Origin of the sequence: Flavobacterium panici (assembly GCF_024499525.1) — a bacterium.
GTDB lineage: Bacteria > Bacteroidota > Bacteroidia > Flavobacteriales > Flavobacteriaceae > Flavobacterium > Flavobacterium panici.
Genome location: NZ_CP100437.1, coordinates 2,289,744 through 2,306,823 on the forward strand (window position 1 = coordinate 2,289,744; position 17,080 = coordinate 2,306,823).

General features: G+C 31.1%; 15 protein-coding genes and 1 tRNA gene. 11 read left to right on the forward strand and 5 right to left on the reverse strand.

The window, feature by feature from the left end; all coding sequences use genetic code 11:
• The 9 genes from NLJ00_RS10115 (at position 1) to NLJ00_RS10155 (ending at position 7,720) form a co-directional block, all read left to right on the forward strand.
• Positions 1–654, forward strand: coding sequence for a hypothetical protein (locus NLJ00_RS10115; protein ID WP_123959147.1), 654 nt, complete (start codon positions 1–3; stop codon positions 652–654).
• Between the two features lie 901 nt (positions 655–1,555).
• On the forward strand, positions 1,556–1,717 hold the full coding sequence (locus tag NLJ00_RS10120) for a hypothetical protein (protein WP_165590669.1): 162 nt from the start codon (positions 1,556–1,558) through the stop codon (positions 1,715–1,717).
• A gap of 31 nt (positions 1,718–1,748) precedes the next feature.
• Entirely contained in the window at positions 1,749–1,889 is a 141-nt protein-coding gene (locus NLJ00_RS10125; protein WP_165590668.1) for a hypothetical protein, read from the forward strand.
• 18 nt (positions 1,890–1,907) lie between these two features.
• Complete coding sequence (locus tag NLJ00_RS10130) at positions 1,908–2,045, forward strand: hypothetical protein (RefSeq protein WP_165590667.1); 138 nt, start codon at positions 1,908–1,910, stop codon at positions 2,043–2,045.
• Positions 2,046–2,052: 7 nt separating this feature from the next.
• On the forward strand, positions 2,053–2,193 hold the full coding sequence (locus NLJ00_RS10135) for a hypothetical protein (protein ID WP_165590666.1): 141 nt from the start codon (positions 2,053–2,055) through the stop codon (positions 2,191–2,193).
• A gap of 52 nt (positions 2,194–2,245) precedes the next feature.
• Positions 2,246–3,394 carry a hypothetical protein gene (locus NLJ00_RS10140; protein WP_053470573.1) on the forward strand — a complete coding sequence of 383 codons (1,149 nt, stop codon included), beginning with the start codon at positions 2,246–2,248 and terminating at the stop codon, positions 3,392–3,394.
• Complete coding sequence (locus tag NLJ00_RS10145) at positions 3,394–4,197, forward strand: tetratricopeptide repeat protein (RefSeq protein WP_053470572.1); 804 nt, start codon at positions 3,394–3,396, stop codon at positions 4,195–4,197. The genes NLJ00_RS10140 and NLJ00_RS10145 overlap by 1 nt, the downstream gene beginning before the upstream one ends.
• A 42-nt stretch (positions 4,198–4,239) precedes the next feature.
• The gene (locus NLJ00_RS10150) at positions 4,240–6,432 is read left to right on the forward strand and encodes a peptidase domain-containing ABC transporter (RefSeq protein ID WP_053470571.1); all 2,193 of its coding nucleotides are present in this window, start codon (positions 4,240–4,242) and stop codon (positions 6,430–6,432) included.
• A gap of 1 nt (position 6,433) precedes the next feature.
• Positions 6,434–7,720 carry an HlyD family secretion protein gene (locus NLJ00_RS10155; RefSeq protein ID WP_053470570.1) on the forward strand — a complete coding sequence of 429 codons (1,287 nt, stop codon included), beginning with the start codon at positions 6,434–6,436 and terminating at the stop codon, positions 7,718–7,720.
• Positions 7,721–7,768: 48 nt separating this feature from the next.
• Here NLJ00_RS10155 and NLJ00_RS10160 read toward each other — a convergent pair.
• The 4 genes from NLJ00_RS10160 to NLJ00_RS10175 form a co-directional block, all read right to left on the reverse strand.
• Positions 7,769–7,840, reverse strand: a tRNA-Glu gene (locus tag NLJ00_RS10160).
• 154 nt (positions 7,841–7,994) lie between these two features.
• Positions 7,995–8,525 (reverse strand): hypothetical protein, encoded by a 531-nt coding sequence (locus NLJ00_RS10165; protein WP_053470569.1) that lies wholly within the window; start codon positions 8,523–8,525, stop codon positions 7,995–7,997.
• A 27-nt stretch (positions 8,526–8,552) separates the two neighbouring features.
• On the reverse strand, positions 8,553–9,317 hold the full coding sequence (locus tag NLJ00_RS10170) for a ThuA domain-containing protein (protein ID WP_256637096.1): 765 nt from the start codon (positions 9,315–9,317) through the stop codon (positions 8,553–8,555).
• A gap of 90 nt (positions 9,318–9,407) precedes the next feature.
• Positions 9,408–10,919 (reverse strand): tetratricopeptide repeat protein, encoded by a 1,512-nt coding sequence (locus tag NLJ00_RS10175; RefSeq protein ID WP_256637097.1) that lies wholly within the window; start codon positions 10,917–10,919, stop codon positions 9,408–9,410.
• A gap of 127 nt (positions 10,920–11,046) precedes the next feature.
• Between NLJ00_RS10175 and yiaA the strand changes: the two genes are divergently transcribed.
• Both yiaA and NLJ00_RS10185 read left to right on the forward strand, forming a co-directional pair.
• Positions 11,047–11,520, forward strand: coding sequence for an inner membrane protein YiaA (yiaA, locus tag NLJ00_RS10180; protein WP_256637098.1), 474 nt, complete (start codon positions 11,047–11,049; stop codon positions 11,518–11,520).
• A gap of 70 nt (positions 11,521–11,590) precedes the next feature.
• A complete protein-coding gene (locus NLJ00_RS10185) occupies positions 11,591–11,908 on the forward strand; it encodes a hypothetical protein (protein WP_256637099.1) in 318 nt (105 codons plus the stop codon).
• A gap of 27 nt (positions 11,909–11,935) precedes the next feature.
• On the opposite strand, the gene NLJ00_RS10190 is transcribed toward NLJ00_RS10185, so the two are convergent.
• Positions 11,936–16,780 carry a RecQ family ATP-dependent DNA helicase gene (locus tag NLJ00_RS10190; RefSeq protein WP_256637469.1) on the reverse strand — a complete coding sequence of 1,615 codons (4,845 nt, stop codon included), beginning with the start codon at positions 16,778–16,780 and terminating at the stop codon, positions 11,936–11,938.
• Positions 16,781–17,080: the final 300 nt, after the last annotated feature.

The following is a 17,080-nucleotide window of genomic DNA, read 5'->3' on the forward strand; positions in this document are numbered from 1 at the left end:
ATGAGAAAGAAGATATTAATAATCGTGCTTTTACTATGTTATCATTATAGCAATTCGCAAATTGTGCGTCCTTATGCAGGGTTTGTAACTTATTTGCATACTGATTTTTCGAGTTCGGTTTTTCTGAGTTTAAAAACTGGGGGGGAATTTAAATTACTGAAAAACCTGAGACCGGAGATTGAAGTAAGCGGCATAATAGGTGCTCCTGAAGAGTTTGAAAGAAAAACTGAAAACAATATAGTTTACGAAAAATATTCAAGCTCTGCTACTGCTGTAAATTTTAGTATTTGCCCTAAAATAATTTTAGGAAATACAGATGAACTGAGTTCTTATTTTGTAATTCTTCCTAAATATTCAATTTCTAATATTGAAGCACATGGAAAAAGAGAAACTTTTAATAATGCAGGATTAGTAGTTAAAAATGATACTAAAATTGAAAAAGTATGGGACCAATCCTTTGGAATTGGGATAGGTTATAATTTTAACCTTTCAGATGAAAATCCTGACTCTCTATGTATTATTCTTGATCTTCAAGGAGTTGAATTAGGAAAAGCATTAGACAAAGTACGTGAAAGTGAAAGCAGAATAACCACCAAATGGACTTTTGGACTTGGATTTAATTATTATTTCAATTTAAAAAAGAAAAAAAGTTAAAAATCCCCGTCTAAGTTATTGGAAGAGAAATAGCTTAAAGCATTTATAAAAGAGACAACTTTTGGGTTGTCTCTTTTTTTGCATTAGAAGTACGAACACCACAAAAAAACCTATTTCATAATAAAATAGGTTTTTTATTTTTTTGTCCGTTACAGAATGCTTTAATTGATGTAAGCATGGATTTTCGCAGCGTAAATTAAAAAGGTGAAAATTGATTTTATTTTGAAAAACGGATCTGTTTTTTTCTTTAAAATCAAATTTATTTTCCAATAGCAAATAATATCCAGATCGCTATTTTCTATGTCTATATTAATCTAAATCCTTACAGTTACAATTAATTTTTAAATTCAGTAAGAGGCTAAATAAATCTTATTTTGGGTTAAGATTTTAAATGTTGAAGTTGTTTTATGTTTCTCTTTTTAAATATTCGATATTAATAAAATCTAATATTCTTATGTACAGTAATTTTTTCAAAAAAAATCATCTTCACAAGAATTACTCTTTAAATAATATAAAAACATTTTGTCTTAACTTATTGGTTTTTAAATATTTATGTTTTTTGTTGTGAGAAATTCAGGAATTACGTATCGGAATTCCCGAATTCCGATTTACATAGTTTGTAACAGATAACACGTTTATATAGTTTTGGCTTGAAAATCTGACATGCCTTGTTTTAGAAATTATTTATGATAACTGTTTCTGATGTCATATCATTTTTTACTTCATTATTGATCTCCAAAGTAAATAGCATAAAGATTTTGAAATAAACAATTCGTACAATTTAATTACTAAGTATTTTACAAATGGCCAGTTGTAAAAGAAATGTATCTAAATAGCGCTTGCAAGCAAAACTATGGCAAGTTTTATATGCCGATATTATTAATATTTAAAATTTGAAATTATGAAATTAAGTTTAGAAGCTCTTCAGGAAAGAATTCAAACAGTTGCTTCAACAGAATTGATGGAGTCAATTTCAGGAGGAAAGGCAAGTGATTGCCATACAGGTGGTGACGTTATAACGGACTGGTTGGGGGACTTTGGACCTTATGAGTTACCATATTAATAAAATACATTAACAATTTAAACAAAAAATTATGAAATTAAGTTTTGACAGTTTAAAAGAAAAAGCAGAAGCAGTTGTTTCTCAAGAGCTATTAAGTACAATAAGCGGTGGAATTCAGGACGATTGTCACGAATTTACTGAATTAGCAAAAAGACCACACCTTATTCAATAATTATATAAATCAATCAATATGAAATTAAGTTTAGACGCTTTAAAAGAAAAAGCAGAAGCAACAGCTTCAAATGAGTTATTAAATTCAATCGTAGGGGGTAATGCAAGTGGCTGTCACATAATTGCCAAAGTAGGAGATTTAATCATATATAAATAAAAACACTATGAAATTAAGTTTAGAAGCTTTAAAAGTTAAAGCAGAAGCAACAGCTTCTGATGAATTATTAAATTCAATCGTAGGTGGTAATGCAAGTGGTTGTCATGTAATTGCCCAAGTAGGAGATTTGATCATTTATCAAAAATAATTATTTTTTCAAGAGGTTGATTTTATCAGCCTCTTGAAATAAAAAAAAGACAATGAAAAAGTATAAAGAAATTAATGCAAATCAAACAGAAATAATAAATACCATCAAATTATTAATCTATAAAGAAAATCCAGGCTTATTAGAAAAAATAAATTTTGATGATGATGAATTATTTCTTGAACCGTTATTATTCTCGTACTTTAATTATAAAATGGATAATTCTTTGCCAAATAAATTTTTGACAGAGTTTATGCAAGGCTATTTTGTAAATAAAGAAGAGTTGGAAATTAATTATTCCTTTAATGAAAATGAGATTGCGTATCTGCCAAAATTGGGATATTTTAAAAAAAATGAACCGGCTTTTTTTGAACCGATACATATAATTGAAAATTCAAACATTGAAGTGTTCAGGCATTCAATTAATTTGCTTAGAAATGTTTTTACAGATGGGTCTGGAAATGTGATACCAGATTTTGATATAACTTTTGATAATTCTTTATTGGAGAAAAACATATCGTATTTAACTAATGCAGTTTCCTTTATAAAAGAAGATTCAAAAGAATATTATGAAATAATCGAGAAATGCTGCAAAAAAATACTGCTTTTTAAAACAGATCCCGGTAATACTAATTCGTTTGCTACTATAAAAGCACACGGAGTTGCATTTTTTAATGTTTATCAGGACGATTATGATGAAGTTTTCTTTATAGATGATATTGCCCATCAAACCGGTCATATTATTTTGACAACATTATTCCATAATCGTAAAGCTATATTTAAAATAGATGAGGAACAAAATGTAGAAGATCTCTTAAAATTAAAAGATCACAGAACGGTATATATACTTCTTCATGCATTGTATACTTACTACACTACATTACTTTGTTTGGATAATTCATTGGCAAAAAACAGATTTAATAAAAGACAAGAAAAAGAGGCTATTGGAAGAATAGGTTTTTATCTAAATAAATGTTCTAATGACTTGAATCGATTTGAAAAAATAAATGATTTGTATAGTGGAATAGAAAATGTTCTAACAAATGAAGGCAAAGAGATATATGATATCATAAGGCAAAAATATTCTGAAGCTGTTCAAAAATGGCAGACTACAATAAGCGGGTTTGATTATAATAATCAGACTTATAATTTCGCATTTAAAAATTTTGATGCTTTAAATACATTAGAAAAAACTCAATCATAATGAAAAACATTTTATTAATTATTTTAATTCATATTTCGCAGTTTATTTATCCTCAACTTAATCAGGAAATAAAGAAGAAACAAGACGCTATAATTTTAGAGCATCTAACGAATTGTGCAGAACACTATAATTATAACTTTCAAATGGCCGAATGGCAAAACTGTTTAGATGAAGGTTTAAAAAAAGACAGTACAATTGCTTCTTTATGGCAGGAAAAAGCAATGCCTTATTTTAAAGCCAGAAAATATGAAATAGGAATGCAGTATGTTGATAAAGCGGTTCAATACGATCCGCAAGAATGGCAGTCTTATCGCGCTTTTATAAAATGCATTTTTGTTAAAACCTACAAAGATGCAATTGCAGACTTTCAGGATTGTATAAATAAATATGGCGACGGTTACAGAATGGATCATAAATACAGCTTCTACATAGGGCTGTGTTATTTACAATTGAATGAGTACGAAAAAGCTGAAAAAATATTTAAAGAATATAACGACGATTTATTTAAAAATAGACAAAGTTTAGAACATCCTACAGCTTTATTTTACTATGGAATTGCAAAATATGAGTTGAAAAAATGGGATGAAGCAATTGCCTTATTTGATAAAGCATTGAAGATTTATCCCAATTTTTCAGATGCAAAATATTACAGAGCAATATGTTTGGCAAGATTAGGAGCTAAAGATGAGGAGGTTAAAGCCTTGTTTAAAGATGCAAAAGAAGATGCAAAACTTGGATATACCATAAATGAAGATAATACTATATACGAAACATATCCATACCAGGTAAGATGGAAATTTTAATATAGAAGCCTTTAGCATTTTAGTTTAAAGAATTACACATACATGATTAATAAAAATTTTCCGCATTTTAGGCAATTAGACAATAAAGACTGCGGACCAACTTGCTTGAGAATGATTGCCAAATATCATGGCAAAACCTTTTCGAGAGAATTTTTAAGAGATAAAGCAAACATTACGAAACTTGGCGTAACAATGGCAGGAATTGCCGAGGCCGCAGAAGAAATAGAAATGCGGACTCTGGGAATGCGTATTTCTTTAGAAAGTTTAGTAAATGAGGCTCCAACACCTTTCATTGTTCCGTGGAGACAAAAGCACTTTGTGGTAGTATACAAAACATCTAAAACAAAAATCTGGATTGCAGATCCGGCTCAAGGTTTACTGGTTTATTCTCATGAAGATTTTAAAACCGCATGGACAGATACCATAGATGCCACAGGATTTATTTTAATATTAGAACCAAATACTAAGTTTAAGGATCAGGATGACGAAAAAGAAAGCTCCCAAGGATTTTCTTTTTTGTATCCTTACTTTAGACCGTATAAAAAGCTGATTTATCAAATATTTATTGGATTATTTGTTGCCACTATTATTCAATTTATTCTGCCTTTTTTAATGCAGTCTATAGTTGATGTAGGTGTTAATAATCAAGATATTCCTTTTATTTACCTAATACTTATTTCGCAGTTTGTACTGATTTTATCGCAAACATTAGTAAGTGTTTTTAGAGAATGGATTCTAATACATATAACCAGCAGGTTTAATATAAAAATGATTTCAGATTTTTTATATAAAATGATGAAACTGCCTGTAAATTATTTCGAAACAAGAAATTCAGGAGAACATTTACAAAGAATTACAGATCATACCCGTATTCAAAATTTTATTTCTTCGTCGAGTTTGAATATGGTTTTTTCGATGGTCACTTTTGTGCTCTTTAATGCAATTCTTGCTTATTACGATTTAACGATTTTTCTCGTATTTATAATTGGAGCGGTTTTGTATGTGGGATGGACTTTCTTTTTCTTAAAAAAAAGAGCTGAATTAGATTTTAAAAGATTTGATCAATTATCTCAAAATCAAACCTCATTAATTCAAATTATTAATGGAGTCAGAGAAATTAAAGTAAATAATTCGCAGCGAAAAAACCGCTGGAAATGGGAATTTAACCAGATCAGTTTATTTAAAACATCTTTGAGCACTTTAAAGTTAGCCCAATACCAAACTATTGGAGCCAATTTTATAAATGAATTCAAAAATATCATTATTACTTTTCTTTCTGCTAAAGCAGTAGTCGATGGAAATCTTACACTTGGTATGATGACATCAATTCAGTTTATAGTTGGGCAGCTTAATATGCCCCTAGGGAATTTTGTTCTTTTTATCCAGTCCTGGCAAGATGCAAAAATTAGTTTAGAACGTTTATCTCAAGTTCATTTAAGAGAAGATGAAGATGTCGTTTCTGCACATAAAGCAAAAGAATTGCCAAATGATAAGTCTATAATTTTAAAAGATTTATCCTATCGTTATGGTGGAAAATCTTCGCCTTTAATTTTAAAAAACATTAATTGTGTTATTCCAGAAGGAAAGACTACTGCAATTGTTGGTGCCAGCGGAAGCGGTAAAACAACCTTAATGAAATTATTACTAAAGTTTTATAACCCTACGAAAGGAAGTATCAATATTGGGCCAATTAATTTAAATGATATTCATAATGATTACTGGCGTTTGAATTGTGGCGCTGTAATGCAGGATACATTTATGTTCAATGATAGTATTGGCGGAAATATTTCAGAATCTGAGCAAAATGAATTTATTGATAGAGAGAAGCTAAACAATGCTGCCTTTGTTGCCAATATTGAGGATTTTATTGAAAAACTGCCAAACAAATATAATACAGAATTAGGAACTTCAGGAATACGTCTAAGCGGTGGACAAGAACAACGAATTATGATTGCCAGAGCAGTTTATAAAGATCCATTTTATTTGTTTTTTGATGAAGCAACAAGTGCGCTAGACGCAAATAATGAAAAAGTAATTATGGAAAACCTAAGTAATTTTATTCATGGAAAAACAGCCATAATTGTAGCGCACCGTTTAAGTACAGTAAAAAATGCAGATAATATTATCGTTCTCGAAAACGGCGAAATAGTAGAACAAGGCAATCATAATGATTTAACACAACTAAGAGGAAAGTACTACTCATTGGTTAAAAATCAATTAGAACTAGGAAATTAAAATGGAAGAAGTAAATGATGGTTTAAAAATATACAGTGAAGAGGTGAGAGATGTTTTATCAGATCCACCGCAAGCAATTCAAAAGTGGGGGAATACTATATTACTGTTATTTGTAATAATTTTGTTTTTAATATCGTGGTTTGTTAAGTATCCGGATATTATATCCTCGCAAATTGTGATAACAACAAATATTCCTCCTCAAAAACTAGTTGTTAAAACATCTGGAAGAATTGAGGCTATTTTAGTTAAAGATAAAATCTTTGTTACAAAAAATACTGCTTTAGCTATTCTTGAAAATTCTGCAAATTATCGGGATGTATTTATGTTAAAAAGTATTTTAGATACAATAGACATAAACAGAGTTAAATTTCCATTTAATAAATTAAATTCAGTTCAGCTTGGAGAGGTAGAGAGCGCATTTGCAAATTTTAAGAAAGAATATGTTGCAGACGAATTAAATATGAAGCTTCAGCCATATCGTATTGAAGGTAACGCTCAAGACTATGAGTCAATTCAACTGCGAGAACGCTTAAATTTATTAGAGTCACAAAAAGAAATTAATCAAAATGAATTAGTCCTTCAGAAAAATGAACTAGACAGATATGAAGTTTTATTTCAAAAAGGAATATATGCTTCGCAGGAAGTAGAAAAACAGCGATTACTTTATTTACAAGCTCAAAAAAGCTACAAAAGTTTTCTTAGTACAATTTCGCAGTTAAAATCTTCATTAAATGAATTAAACCGAAATAGTAAAACAACACATATAAACGAAAGTAAAGAATCTATAAATCTTGAAAACAACAAAATTCAGGCATTATACCTATTAAAAAAAGCGATAAAAGACTGGGAGCTAAATTATGTTTTAAGATCTTCTATAAATGGCAAAATCAGTTTTTTGCAAATTTGGTCTGAAAATCAATCTGTAGAAGTTGGATCAACCATTTTTGCTATTATTCCAAATAAAGAAAACGGATATGTTGGAAAAGTAAAAGCTGCTGCGCTAAATTCAGGTAAGATTAGGGAAGGTCAAAACGTCAATATAAAGCTGGTAAACTTTCCTGATAGAGAATTTGGAATAATAAAAGGAAAAATACAAGCCATTTCATTAACTCCAGATAAAGATGGAAATCTATTAATTGATGTTGCATTGCCAAAAGGATTAGAGAGCTCTTACAAAAAAAGAATTCCTTTTCAGCAAGAAATGCGGGGAAATGCAGATATTATAACAGAAGATTTAAGATTGATTGAAAGACTTTTGTATCAATTTAGAGATATATTTCAAAGATAGTATAAACAAAAAAGCTCCAGATTTCTCTGAAGCTTTTATTTTTCTAAGTAGTCCGTGGGGGAATCGAACCCCCCTTACCAGGATGAAAACCTGGCGTCCTAACCGATAGACGAACGGACCTGTTTTGCTAATGCGGGTGCAAAAATGGAACTAATTTTTGAAATGTGCAAAAGGATTTTGAAAAACTTTTTTAATTATTTTGAAGAAGTTTAAAGTCAGTAATTTAGAAATTATGAACGTCTCAAAAATATCTGACTTTTTTGTTTTTAATAAACTATTTTGGTTGTTTGCCTGGTTCTTTCTTTTTCATTGTTCCCAAAATCAGAAATACTTTTTTTAAGTCTGCGGCAGAATTTGCACTGGCAAAAGTGTGAATATATTGGTTCCAGCCTTCATTGCTTCCGCTTTCAATAATCGACTGGATCGAATATTTGTCTTTGCAGTTATAGACTGTCCAATCGGCATTTTTGTTTAGAATTTTACGCTGCATTTTTTCTGTTTTACAACTATCACCTGGTTCAAACTGACTTGGATGATTCCCAAAATAGAAACCGCCTGAAAAAGCTGCTGTAGCTGTCGTGTCTGTAGGATAGAAATAATAAACAGAAAAATCAGGCCCTCTGTTTTCTTTAATTGTATATTTTTTTGGGATAGAAATATAGTAATTGCTATCTCCAATTTGCTTTTCGGTTAATTGCTTTAAATAAGGATTTTCTGGAATGTGTTTTGTTTTTTTATCAGAACAGCCTAAAATGGTTAAAATTAAAAAGATAGAAAGAAATGAAATTTTCAGATTCAGGTTCATATTTATTTAAATATTGGTTAGCAAATTTTATTTCCCCATTGCATATGTAATGCCTCCAAGCAAATGCTGCACAAAAAGAGGATCGCTGTAACTTTCAGGGCTGTGTCCTAAAGCGGTGTAAAACGCTCTGCCGCCATCATACTCGTGATACCAGGCCAAAGGATGATTATCGCCATGTTTACCGCCTTTATACGAAGTTTCATCAATTTTGATAAGCACATTTACATCTGGATTCAAATTTTTAAAATTGTACCATTCATCTTTTCGTTCCCAAATTGCCGGAAGATATTTTGTAGATGGATGTTCATGATTGACAACTATTAGTTTAGCATTTTGCGGCTCGGGATGCCCTTCAAAAATTCCGCCGATCATTTGTGTGTACCAAGACCAGTCTGGTTCGCAGTTTGTAGCTGAATGAATGCCTACAAAACCCTTTCCTTTTTCTATAAATTTTTGTAAAGCTAATTTCTGACTTTCGCCTAAAACATGACCAGAAGCGCTTAAAAATATAACGGCTTTGTATTGCTTTAAATTTTTTGAATTAATTGCCAGAGAATCTTCGGTAGCATCTACTAGAAAATGATTTTCCTGTCCAAGTTTTTTTATCGCTTCAATTCCGGCAGGAATGCTTTCATGTCTGAACCCATTAGTTTTAGAAAAAACCAGTACTTTTTTGATTTTAGCAGGAGCGGTTTGTTTTGTATTTTTTAAGTGGAAAGAAACTAGAAAATAGCTTGTCAGTAAAATGAAACTGAATAAAAATGATTTTTTTATTAAAAACTGTTGGTTCATTTTGCAAAAATTTATTTTGGGAAGATAGAAAAAAATAGTTTCTGGTACCTGTATTTTATATGATGAAGGTTTTTAATTTTTTTCGGATTGTCAGTTCGCTGGAAAATACGTTGTGAGGAGATTTAAAGTTGTTTCATAAATCGTTTTTCGCCTCACTTTTGCAAGCAGCCAGGATAAAAAACTCATGATTAAAATATCTTTAGGACCATTTTGAGCAGTAATTATAAAATCTTCTATTGCATTTTGAAATTTTTGTGTTTGAATAATTTCAGGTTTCATTACATATTGTTCTACAAACAAAAGATATTGAATAACACGTTCTTCATTTACCGTTAAAAGATATTTTTTATAACGTCGTTTAAAACTTTTTATTCGGGATAAAGCCAGTTCAATATTTTCTTGCTGAGTATGCAGAAGGATTTCGACAACATGCTTTTTTATTGTCCAGTCCATGCCCATTTTTTTTTCGTACCAACTGTCGGTATGGTTTAATTTTGCCATTTCTTTTACGGCATTACGCCCGGCATTTTGCTGTATATAAAAAACGATAAGCATAAGACGAATGTCATTACTGTCATTAGGATCTGCTTTTTTATTTGAAGAAAGGGATTTTTCGGCAATCTCAATTGCTTTTTGAGGATTACCAAGATAATTTTCATTGAAGGCTAATAATAAAAAATACCTAAGACAGAAACGCTGATAATATTTGCCAGATTGTTTCTGAAGTTCTGTAAGCATCAATTCAAGATAATTTAAAGATTCGGTAAACTGGCCATTTCGGAAATAGAAGTTAGCTATAAAATACAAAATGTATATATGATAGTATAAATGTCTCTCTGTCAGATCGGTTTTTTGGCTAATAAACCTATAGCTTTTAACAACAAAAGGCTGTATAAGTGAGTAATTGTTGTTTATCGAAGCATATTCATTAGCAATAAATAATATTTGATATAAAGATTTAAAAGTTAATCCTTGCTTTAATGATATTCCGTGTGTTTCAATAGTATTTTTTATTAGTGCCTGAAAATCTACTATTCGGCCTTCGTGATAAATAGCAGCAAGTTCACGACGCAAAATGGCATAACCTAAATTGAGCTGTTCCTCATATTCGAGCTGTTTTTTATTTGCTTTAAATTTTTCTATTATTTTTTCAATTGGCTCAGATAGATTGAAATGTGCAAATTGTATCTGAGTCAGATAAATTTCATTAAGAAGACTAAAATGCTCAATACTCAGTGCAATCTCTTCGGCTTTTGCAAGACATTTAAAAGCTGTTTTTATAAGTTTATGTTCAAAAAATAACCGACTTACGACAATAAAACGAAGTATTGTATTTTCTTCTGAACTATCATTTTCAAAACTTCGATTAGCCATGAAATTAATCATATTATCATAAAGTCTTTTTCTAAGAGCATGGTAAGCATCGGTAGTTTTTTTATCTTCTAAAATCTTTTTATTAAATTTTATATCGTCAGTTTTTAACGAATTGAATAATTCTATGTTGCCAGTGTCTTTGCGTTTGTTCTTTTTTGATAGATACTGTATAAATGCTTTTTTATCAGCATCATTCATCATATTCGATATTTCCTCCAGAGCATTCATAAATAAGATTTTATCAGGATAAAAATAGTAAAATGTATTTTTATATCATCAGTTTTGTAAATAAATTAGTTTTTAGAACTCCTTTTTCATGCTGACATTTGCCTCATAATTATAAAAACATAAAATTATGGAACCGCTAAAATCAAATGAATCAAACAACAATTCAGAATTAAAAAATGCAAAATCAAATTATGGGAATAATCCTTTAAAGCCAAGCGCCGCTTTCGTTGGCGCATCCTGGATGACATTACTTATAGGTATGACTTCCTATTGTATTGGACTTTACAATTCGGCCATGGCTTACAATGAAAAAGGATACTATTTTACCATTCTCCTTTTTGGTCTTTTCTCTGTGATATCAGTACAAAAAAGCGTGCGAGACAGATTGGAAGGAATCCCCGTAACCGATTTATATTACAGTATAAGCTGGTTTAGTACTATTGCTTCTATAGTATTATTAATAATCGGACTTTGGAATGCCAGTTTATTACTCAGTGAAAAGGGATTTTTCGGAATGTCGTTTGTATTAGGACTGTTTTCAGCTCTTGCAGTACAAAAAAATACCAGAGATCTCAAACAATTTGAATCGACTAACCTATAGTTTTAGCGGGCCTCATTACTGTCACAAATTGTGCAGTTTTGAGGTTTTCTAACTTTTAAAACCTATGTATATGAAATCTAAATACAAATCACTTATTTATATTTTTGGTGTATTGCTGCTAATAATTAGCATCTTAAATAAAATTTGCTGGATATATATTTGCACGAAATACACGGAATTTGAAGAAACCAAGACAGCTTATCTCATTTTGTTTCCTAAGTTTATTGCTAATGGTTTTTACTTGACTATTATTGATATAATCGCATCGGGAATTGCTGCAATTATCTTTTTTAAATTTAAAAAGGGAGGTTATATAAAAAAGACGTCTAAAATTTTGATGGTAATCGCTTTCATTCTTTTTGGATGGGGTATATTTTCTTTGATGTAATAGCTGTTTTTTTAATAAGTTTTCACCTTATTGTTCACTAATTTCAAAATAAAGTTCAGGTAAGATTATTTTGGTTTCCTGAGAAGCTCCTTCCTTATGCCAGTACAATATGAAATTTACCTTTATATTTTTTAGTTCATAGTGTTTTGATTTCATTTCCTCAATTTTCTTAATAAATAACTTTGAGAATTTCAACACAGATTGTCCATTTGAATTTAAGCATTCATCATCCTTAACATATAACGTTTCTCCACACGCTAGTTGAGAAACTAAAATTTGTCTGTTAATAAAATAGTCTAACCAGATATCTTTAAAAGTGGCATGTACAGCAATTTTATCAGGAGCAGTGTAAAATTCAAAATTGTCTATTTGTTCCAGATTTTCTACAGTCAAATGATTGAGATTATTTGCATTTAAGTGAATATTTAAATTGCGTTTAGCTCTGGTCATTGCTACGTATACTTGTCGTTTAGCTTCATCTGCAGCCAGATTAAAGTTCTCAAGTAAAAGAAATACATTATCAAACTCTTTTCCTTTGGCTTTATGAATGGTTGATACAAAAATTGTTTCACCATTTTCATTATAAAAATCCTCTAATTTAGATTCCCGAATTAAAACTTCTAAATCAGATTTGTACTTCTTATTAGGATTAGTGCTTTCAAAGTCTTTGATGATATTCTGGCAAATCTCTAATTTGTTACTGTTACGGAAGGTGTTAATTAGCTCTTGTTTAGCATTGTCCCAAACTTCATCACTGATGATGTAAATATCAGCACCAACATTTATTTTATCTAGTAAAAATCGAACTTCAACAAGATTGTATAAACTAAAATCATCGTTAGATTGAATTAATTTTGCCTTGATGCCATTTTTTAAAAGCATCCCTGTAACTTTTATCGCCTCTTCGTTAGTTTTTGTGAGTACGCATGTAGTTCCGGAAAGATCTGCGTTAACGATATCAGTTACAAGAGGCATAATCAAATTGCTGCTTTGATATTTAACAACTTTGATTTTTCCATTATCTGTTTGATTAGCAATGATTGGTGTTTCTTTTAGGCGGTGTTGAATTTGCTGGACAAATTGATTCGAAAATGCAACCAGATTACTTTTACTGCGGTAATTTTCGACTAACTCATGTTTTACGGCCTTGTTATCATAAATGAATTGTTCAATATATTTGGAACTTGCTCCCCTGAAATCATAAATATTTTGGTCATCATCTCCTACAGCAATAACTCTCATTTCTTCATTCTGTTCCATCAATGCGTTTATAAGAGCAAACTCATCTGCATTCATATCTTGTGCTTCGTCAATTACTAAAACAGTCTTCGTAATTTTATTAGCCTCAACATCACCATTTTTAATTCTTTCAACCGTTGTGTTTAAAATATCCGCCGATTTTTCTAAAGTGCCAACCTTTCCCAAAAGATCAAAACAGTAAGAATGAAATGTTTTAATTTCAATAAAGTTCGCTGCATTACCAATCAGTTTTAATAAGCGTTTTTTAAATTCGACAGCAGCAGCTCTTGAAAATGTCAGCATCAGTAACTGCTCATGCTTAACATCTTCCATTAAAAGTAGCGAAGCCAGTTTATGCACTAATACCTTTGTTTTTCCACTTCCGGGACCGGCAGCAACAACTATATGTTGTGTTTCATTATCATTAATAATCTTCAATTGTGTAGGGGAGAGCTCACCAAAAAGTTGTCTGAATTTTGCCGGTGTAATATTCCGCTTAATCTCATTTTGTCTGCTGCCTTTAAAATATTTGTTCAAAAATGAACCATAATTCAGTTGGAAATAATCTTCTACAAACTGAAGCGCGTTTCTGTAATCGGTAATCATTCTTTGGGCATATTCGCCTACAATGTGAATTTGCTGGACTTTGCTCTCGTAAAACTGGTTGAGCTTTTGATAATCGTCTTTAGTATATCTTTTCTTATTATCTTGTTCCGTTCGCTCAATCGTTAAGCTATTATAAACTACAAGAAAACCGCCTTCTATCTTTATTGCCTCAATTCGCGAAAGATAGAACAACGTATCTTCAATATCATAAATGCTTATTTCTTTTTTGAAAAGGCTTAAGCTAGTATCATATGCAGTTTTTAGTTCATGTACAGAAAACTCAACCAAACTTTCATCTTTATCCATCTGGTCTTTTGGTGTTTCGGTGATAGTTTTATCATAAAAAAAATCAATGATAAATGCTGCAAGTTCATGCCGCTTTTCAAGTTTATCTTTTAATAACTCTTTGTTTTGAAGGCAGAGAACAGCAATATGATTTCTGGCATGGTCTAAGTTTTTTCTTTTAATCCAGTTTTTAATAGACCAAAAGTTAATTATCGTTTTTAGTTTATTGGTGTTTATATCGTCACAGCCGTTTTTTTCAGCCTGCTCATTTAATTCTTTCAAATGAAAAATACTTTCTTCTTCTTTAAAAACCGAGAGTAAAAAGTTTTCAATTTTGCTGTATGACTCGACTACTGAAAGAGAGCGGTTTTTATTATCTGCATTCTTTATAAAGGCAGTCAAATCCTTAGCATCTGCCAGGATATTTTCCTCACGCATCAAGTTTATCACATTAATGACTTCTTCTTTTACAATGCCCAAATGATCGCTAATATAGTCTACTCTTGATTCTGGAGTTTCGTTGTTGATTTGTTTTCTGCTTTTACTTGAAAAGAGTTTCTTGATAATACGTACACCTTGGTCTTTTTGCTTTTCTTCAAATCTTCCAGAAGAGTTTATTTTATCAATAGCTTCCTGGGTATTTTTGGATAAAATACTGTTGGCAAAAACCTTCGGCATATTCTGTCCGCGTTTTAAATATCCTGCATCTTCAAGGGCAGCAATTGCAGTAGTTACACGTGTTTCTATTTCTAAAACACTATCGTCCCAACCTGCCTTGCGGGCGATTTCCAATGCTGAATTGGATACTTTAGAACGAAATCTTGTAATGTTCTTTATCGCTTTCCACACCTGCTGGATTTCTTTAATGGAGAGTTTGGTCTGATTTAGCAGAATAAAATGCTTACTAAGATCTTCTTCGTTAAAAAGTACAAAACAATCAGCTGAAATATTTTCATCCCTGCCTGCACGCCCAGCTTCCTGCACATAGTTTTCAAGTGAATCTGAAATTTCATAATGAATGACCAAACCCACATCTTTTTTGTCTACTCCCATACCAAATGCAGAAGTGGCTACCATAATTTGTGTTTCACCACCTAAAAAGGAATTTTGATTCTCGGTTTTCTCCTGCTTATCCATTTTTCCATGGTATGGTTTTGCATTAAAACCGTCTTTTGCCAGCTGTTCGGCAAGTTTATAAGCTTTGAGTGTTCTGGATACATAGATAATTGTCGGACAGTTTTTCTCTTCAATTAAATCTCTGACGGTCTGATATTTTTCATCTTCATTTTGCTTTTCAAAAACCTTATAGTGAAGATTAGTCCTTGAGGCTTTTGAAGTGAACACTTCAAGATCCAGCGATAGTTTTTCGCTAAAATAATCCCGGATATCTTCAATTACCTTTTGTTTTGCCGTTGCTGTAAAACAGGACACCGGTATGGCATCTTCAAGATTTTTCTTTTCCTGAATTAACTTTATAAAATCACCAATATATAAATAGTCAACCCTGAAATCTTGTCCCCATGATGAAAAACAGTGTGCTTCATCAATTACGAAACGGGCAACTTTTCGGCCTAAAATTAGTTTTTCGATAGTTTTTGAACGGAGAGATTCAGGTGAAATATATAAAATAGAGGCAGAACCATCTTCAATTCTTTCAAATGATTTAGCTCTTTCAATAGGGTCTAATAGGCCATTAATGGTAACTGCTTCCGTTATTCCGTTTTTTTCAAGATTGTCAACCTGATCTTTCATTAACGACTGAAGCGGAGAAATTACGATAGTTAACCCTTTAGAGTTTTCAGCACTCATAAGTGCCGGAACCTGAAATGTAATTGATTTTCCACCGCCAGTTGGGAAAACAGCCAGTACAGACTTGTTGTTAACAGCAGCCTTAACGGCTTTTTCCTGAAGCGGTTCGCCACCATAAGTTCGGTAAAAATCAAAACCAAAGAACTTTTTTAATCCTTTATAGATGTCAAGCGCGTTGTTGCAGTAAATACAGCCAATTACACAAGGTTTGCTCCGTAATAATAGCATTACACGTTCCACATCGGGGTAATTTTTAAGAACCCATGGAGGTGTAATGGAATGAACTTTTTTATGGATTATAAATGAATTAATCAGAGACAGGCAATATGCCAGTTCGATAGGATTTTCAGAAATTATTTTAGCTAAATCCGACTGTTCACAAATTTCACCACGGAATTTTAATCTAATCTCAGCTTCTGGATCAGAGCTTATATTTTTATAATTTACAAACCGAAAAAAAGCTCCAAATTCTTTTGTACGATTTAAAAGGAGATAAAAAATTTCTTTAAGTGTTTTATCCGTTTGCCAAAAAGCGGCAACTTCACTATTGAATAAATCTCTTGCTTTAATAGAATCGTTTAACGGGTTGTTTGTGTCTTCAGTCTGAAGTTTATCATCTTTTAATAAGGAATGGTAAGGCTTAGTTGGAAATAACAAAGGAGATAAATGTAAAGTGTCAATTATGTTTGAAGGGTTAATACCAGCATCATAAATTGCTTTGCCTATATATTTTATATCGTGATTTAAAATGTTATGTCCGCATATATAATCGTCACCTTTGAGGAATTGGACAAAATCCCCTAAAGATGCTTTATGAAATTGATTACCGTTATCTTTAATTGCTCCTATATCAAGGATTTTGCCCTTTACTGGTTCAATTTCGGTATCAATGAAGGTAATTAAACGGGTATTATTTTGTTCATCTATTAGCATTAAACTCAATAAGATTATGTTTTGGTTTTTTATTAAGATGTAAAGACGCAAATATTTAAAGGCGAGGATGATAGATAGCTAATTTAGGGTTTAATTTCTAAATTTGAAATAGTTTAAATAAGATTTTTTATGTTAAATGGATTTAAGAGATGGATATAGGTCCTCTCAATAATAAGTAAAATAAAAAGCTTCAGAGAAATCTGGAGCTTTTTTATTGCAGGAACCATTATGACAAAAACTTTAGAATTAAAAACTGAATTCGTATATTGTTCTTCTAAAATTAAAATAGTTGCCTTCAAA

What these genes read in the sequence shown, in the direction of transcription:
- NLJ00_RS10115 (WP_123959147.1), top strand. Translation starts at nt 1, where the DNA reads ATGAGAAAGAAGATATTAATAATCGTGCTTTTACTATGTTATCATTAT.
- NLJ00_RS10120 (WP_165590669.1), top strand. Translation starts at nt 1,556, where the DNA reads ATGAAATTAAGTTTAGAAGCTCTTCAGGAAAGAATTCAAACAGTTGCT.
- NLJ00_RS10125 (WP_165590668.1), top strand. Translation starts at nt 1,749, where the DNA reads ATGAAATTAAGTTTTGACAGTTTAAAAGAAAAAGCAGAAGCAGTTGTT.
- NLJ00_RS10130 (WP_165590667.1), top strand. Translation starts at nt 1,908, where the DNA reads ATGAAATTAAGTTTAGACGCTTTAAAAGAAAAAGCAGAAGCAACAGCT.
- NLJ00_RS10135 (WP_165590666.1), top strand. Translation starts at nt 2,053, where the DNA reads ATGAAATTAAGTTTAGAAGCTTTAAAAGTTAAAGCAGAAGCAACAGCT.
- NLJ00_RS10140 (WP_053470573.1), top strand. Translation starts at nt 2,246, where the DNA reads ATGAAAAAGTATAAAGAAATTAATGCAAATCAAACAGAAATAATAAAT.
- NLJ00_RS10145 (WP_053470572.1), top strand. Translation starts at nt 3,394, where the DNA reads ATGAAAAACATTTTATTAATTATTTTAATTCATATTTCGCAGTTTATT.
- NLJ00_RS10150 (WP_053470571.1), top strand. Translation starts at nt 4,240, where the DNA reads ATGATTAATAAAAATTTTCCGCATTTTAGGCAATTAGACAATAAAGAC.
- NLJ00_RS10155 (WP_053470570.1), top strand. Translation starts at nt 6,434, where the DNA reads ATGGAAGAAGTAAATGATGGTTTAAAAATATACAGTGAAGAGGTGAGA.
- NLJ00_RS10165 (WP_053470569.1), bottom strand. Translation starts at nt 8,525, where the DNA reads ATGAACCTGAATCTGAAAATTTCATTTCTTTCTATCTTTTTAATTTTA.
- NLJ00_RS10170 (WP_256637096.1), bottom strand. Translation starts at nt 9,317, where the DNA reads ATGAACCAACAGTTTTTAATAAAAAAATCATTTTTATTCAGTTTCATT.
- NLJ00_RS10175 (WP_256637097.1), bottom strand. Translation starts at nt 10,919, where the DNA reads ATGAATGCTCTGGAGGAAATATCGAATATGATGAATGATGCTGATAAA.
- yiaA (WP_256637098.1), top strand. Translation starts at nt 11,047, where the DNA reads ATGGAACCGCTAAAATCAAATGAATCAAACAACAATTCAGAATTAAAA.
- NLJ00_RS10185 (WP_256637099.1), top strand. Translation starts at nt 11,591, where the DNA reads ATGAAATCTAAATACAAATCACTTATTTATATTTTTGGTGTATTGCTG.
- NLJ00_RS10190 (WP_256637469.1), bottom strand. Translation starts at nt 16,780, where the DNA reads ATGCTAATAGATGAACAAAATAATACCCGTTTAATTACCTTCATTGAT.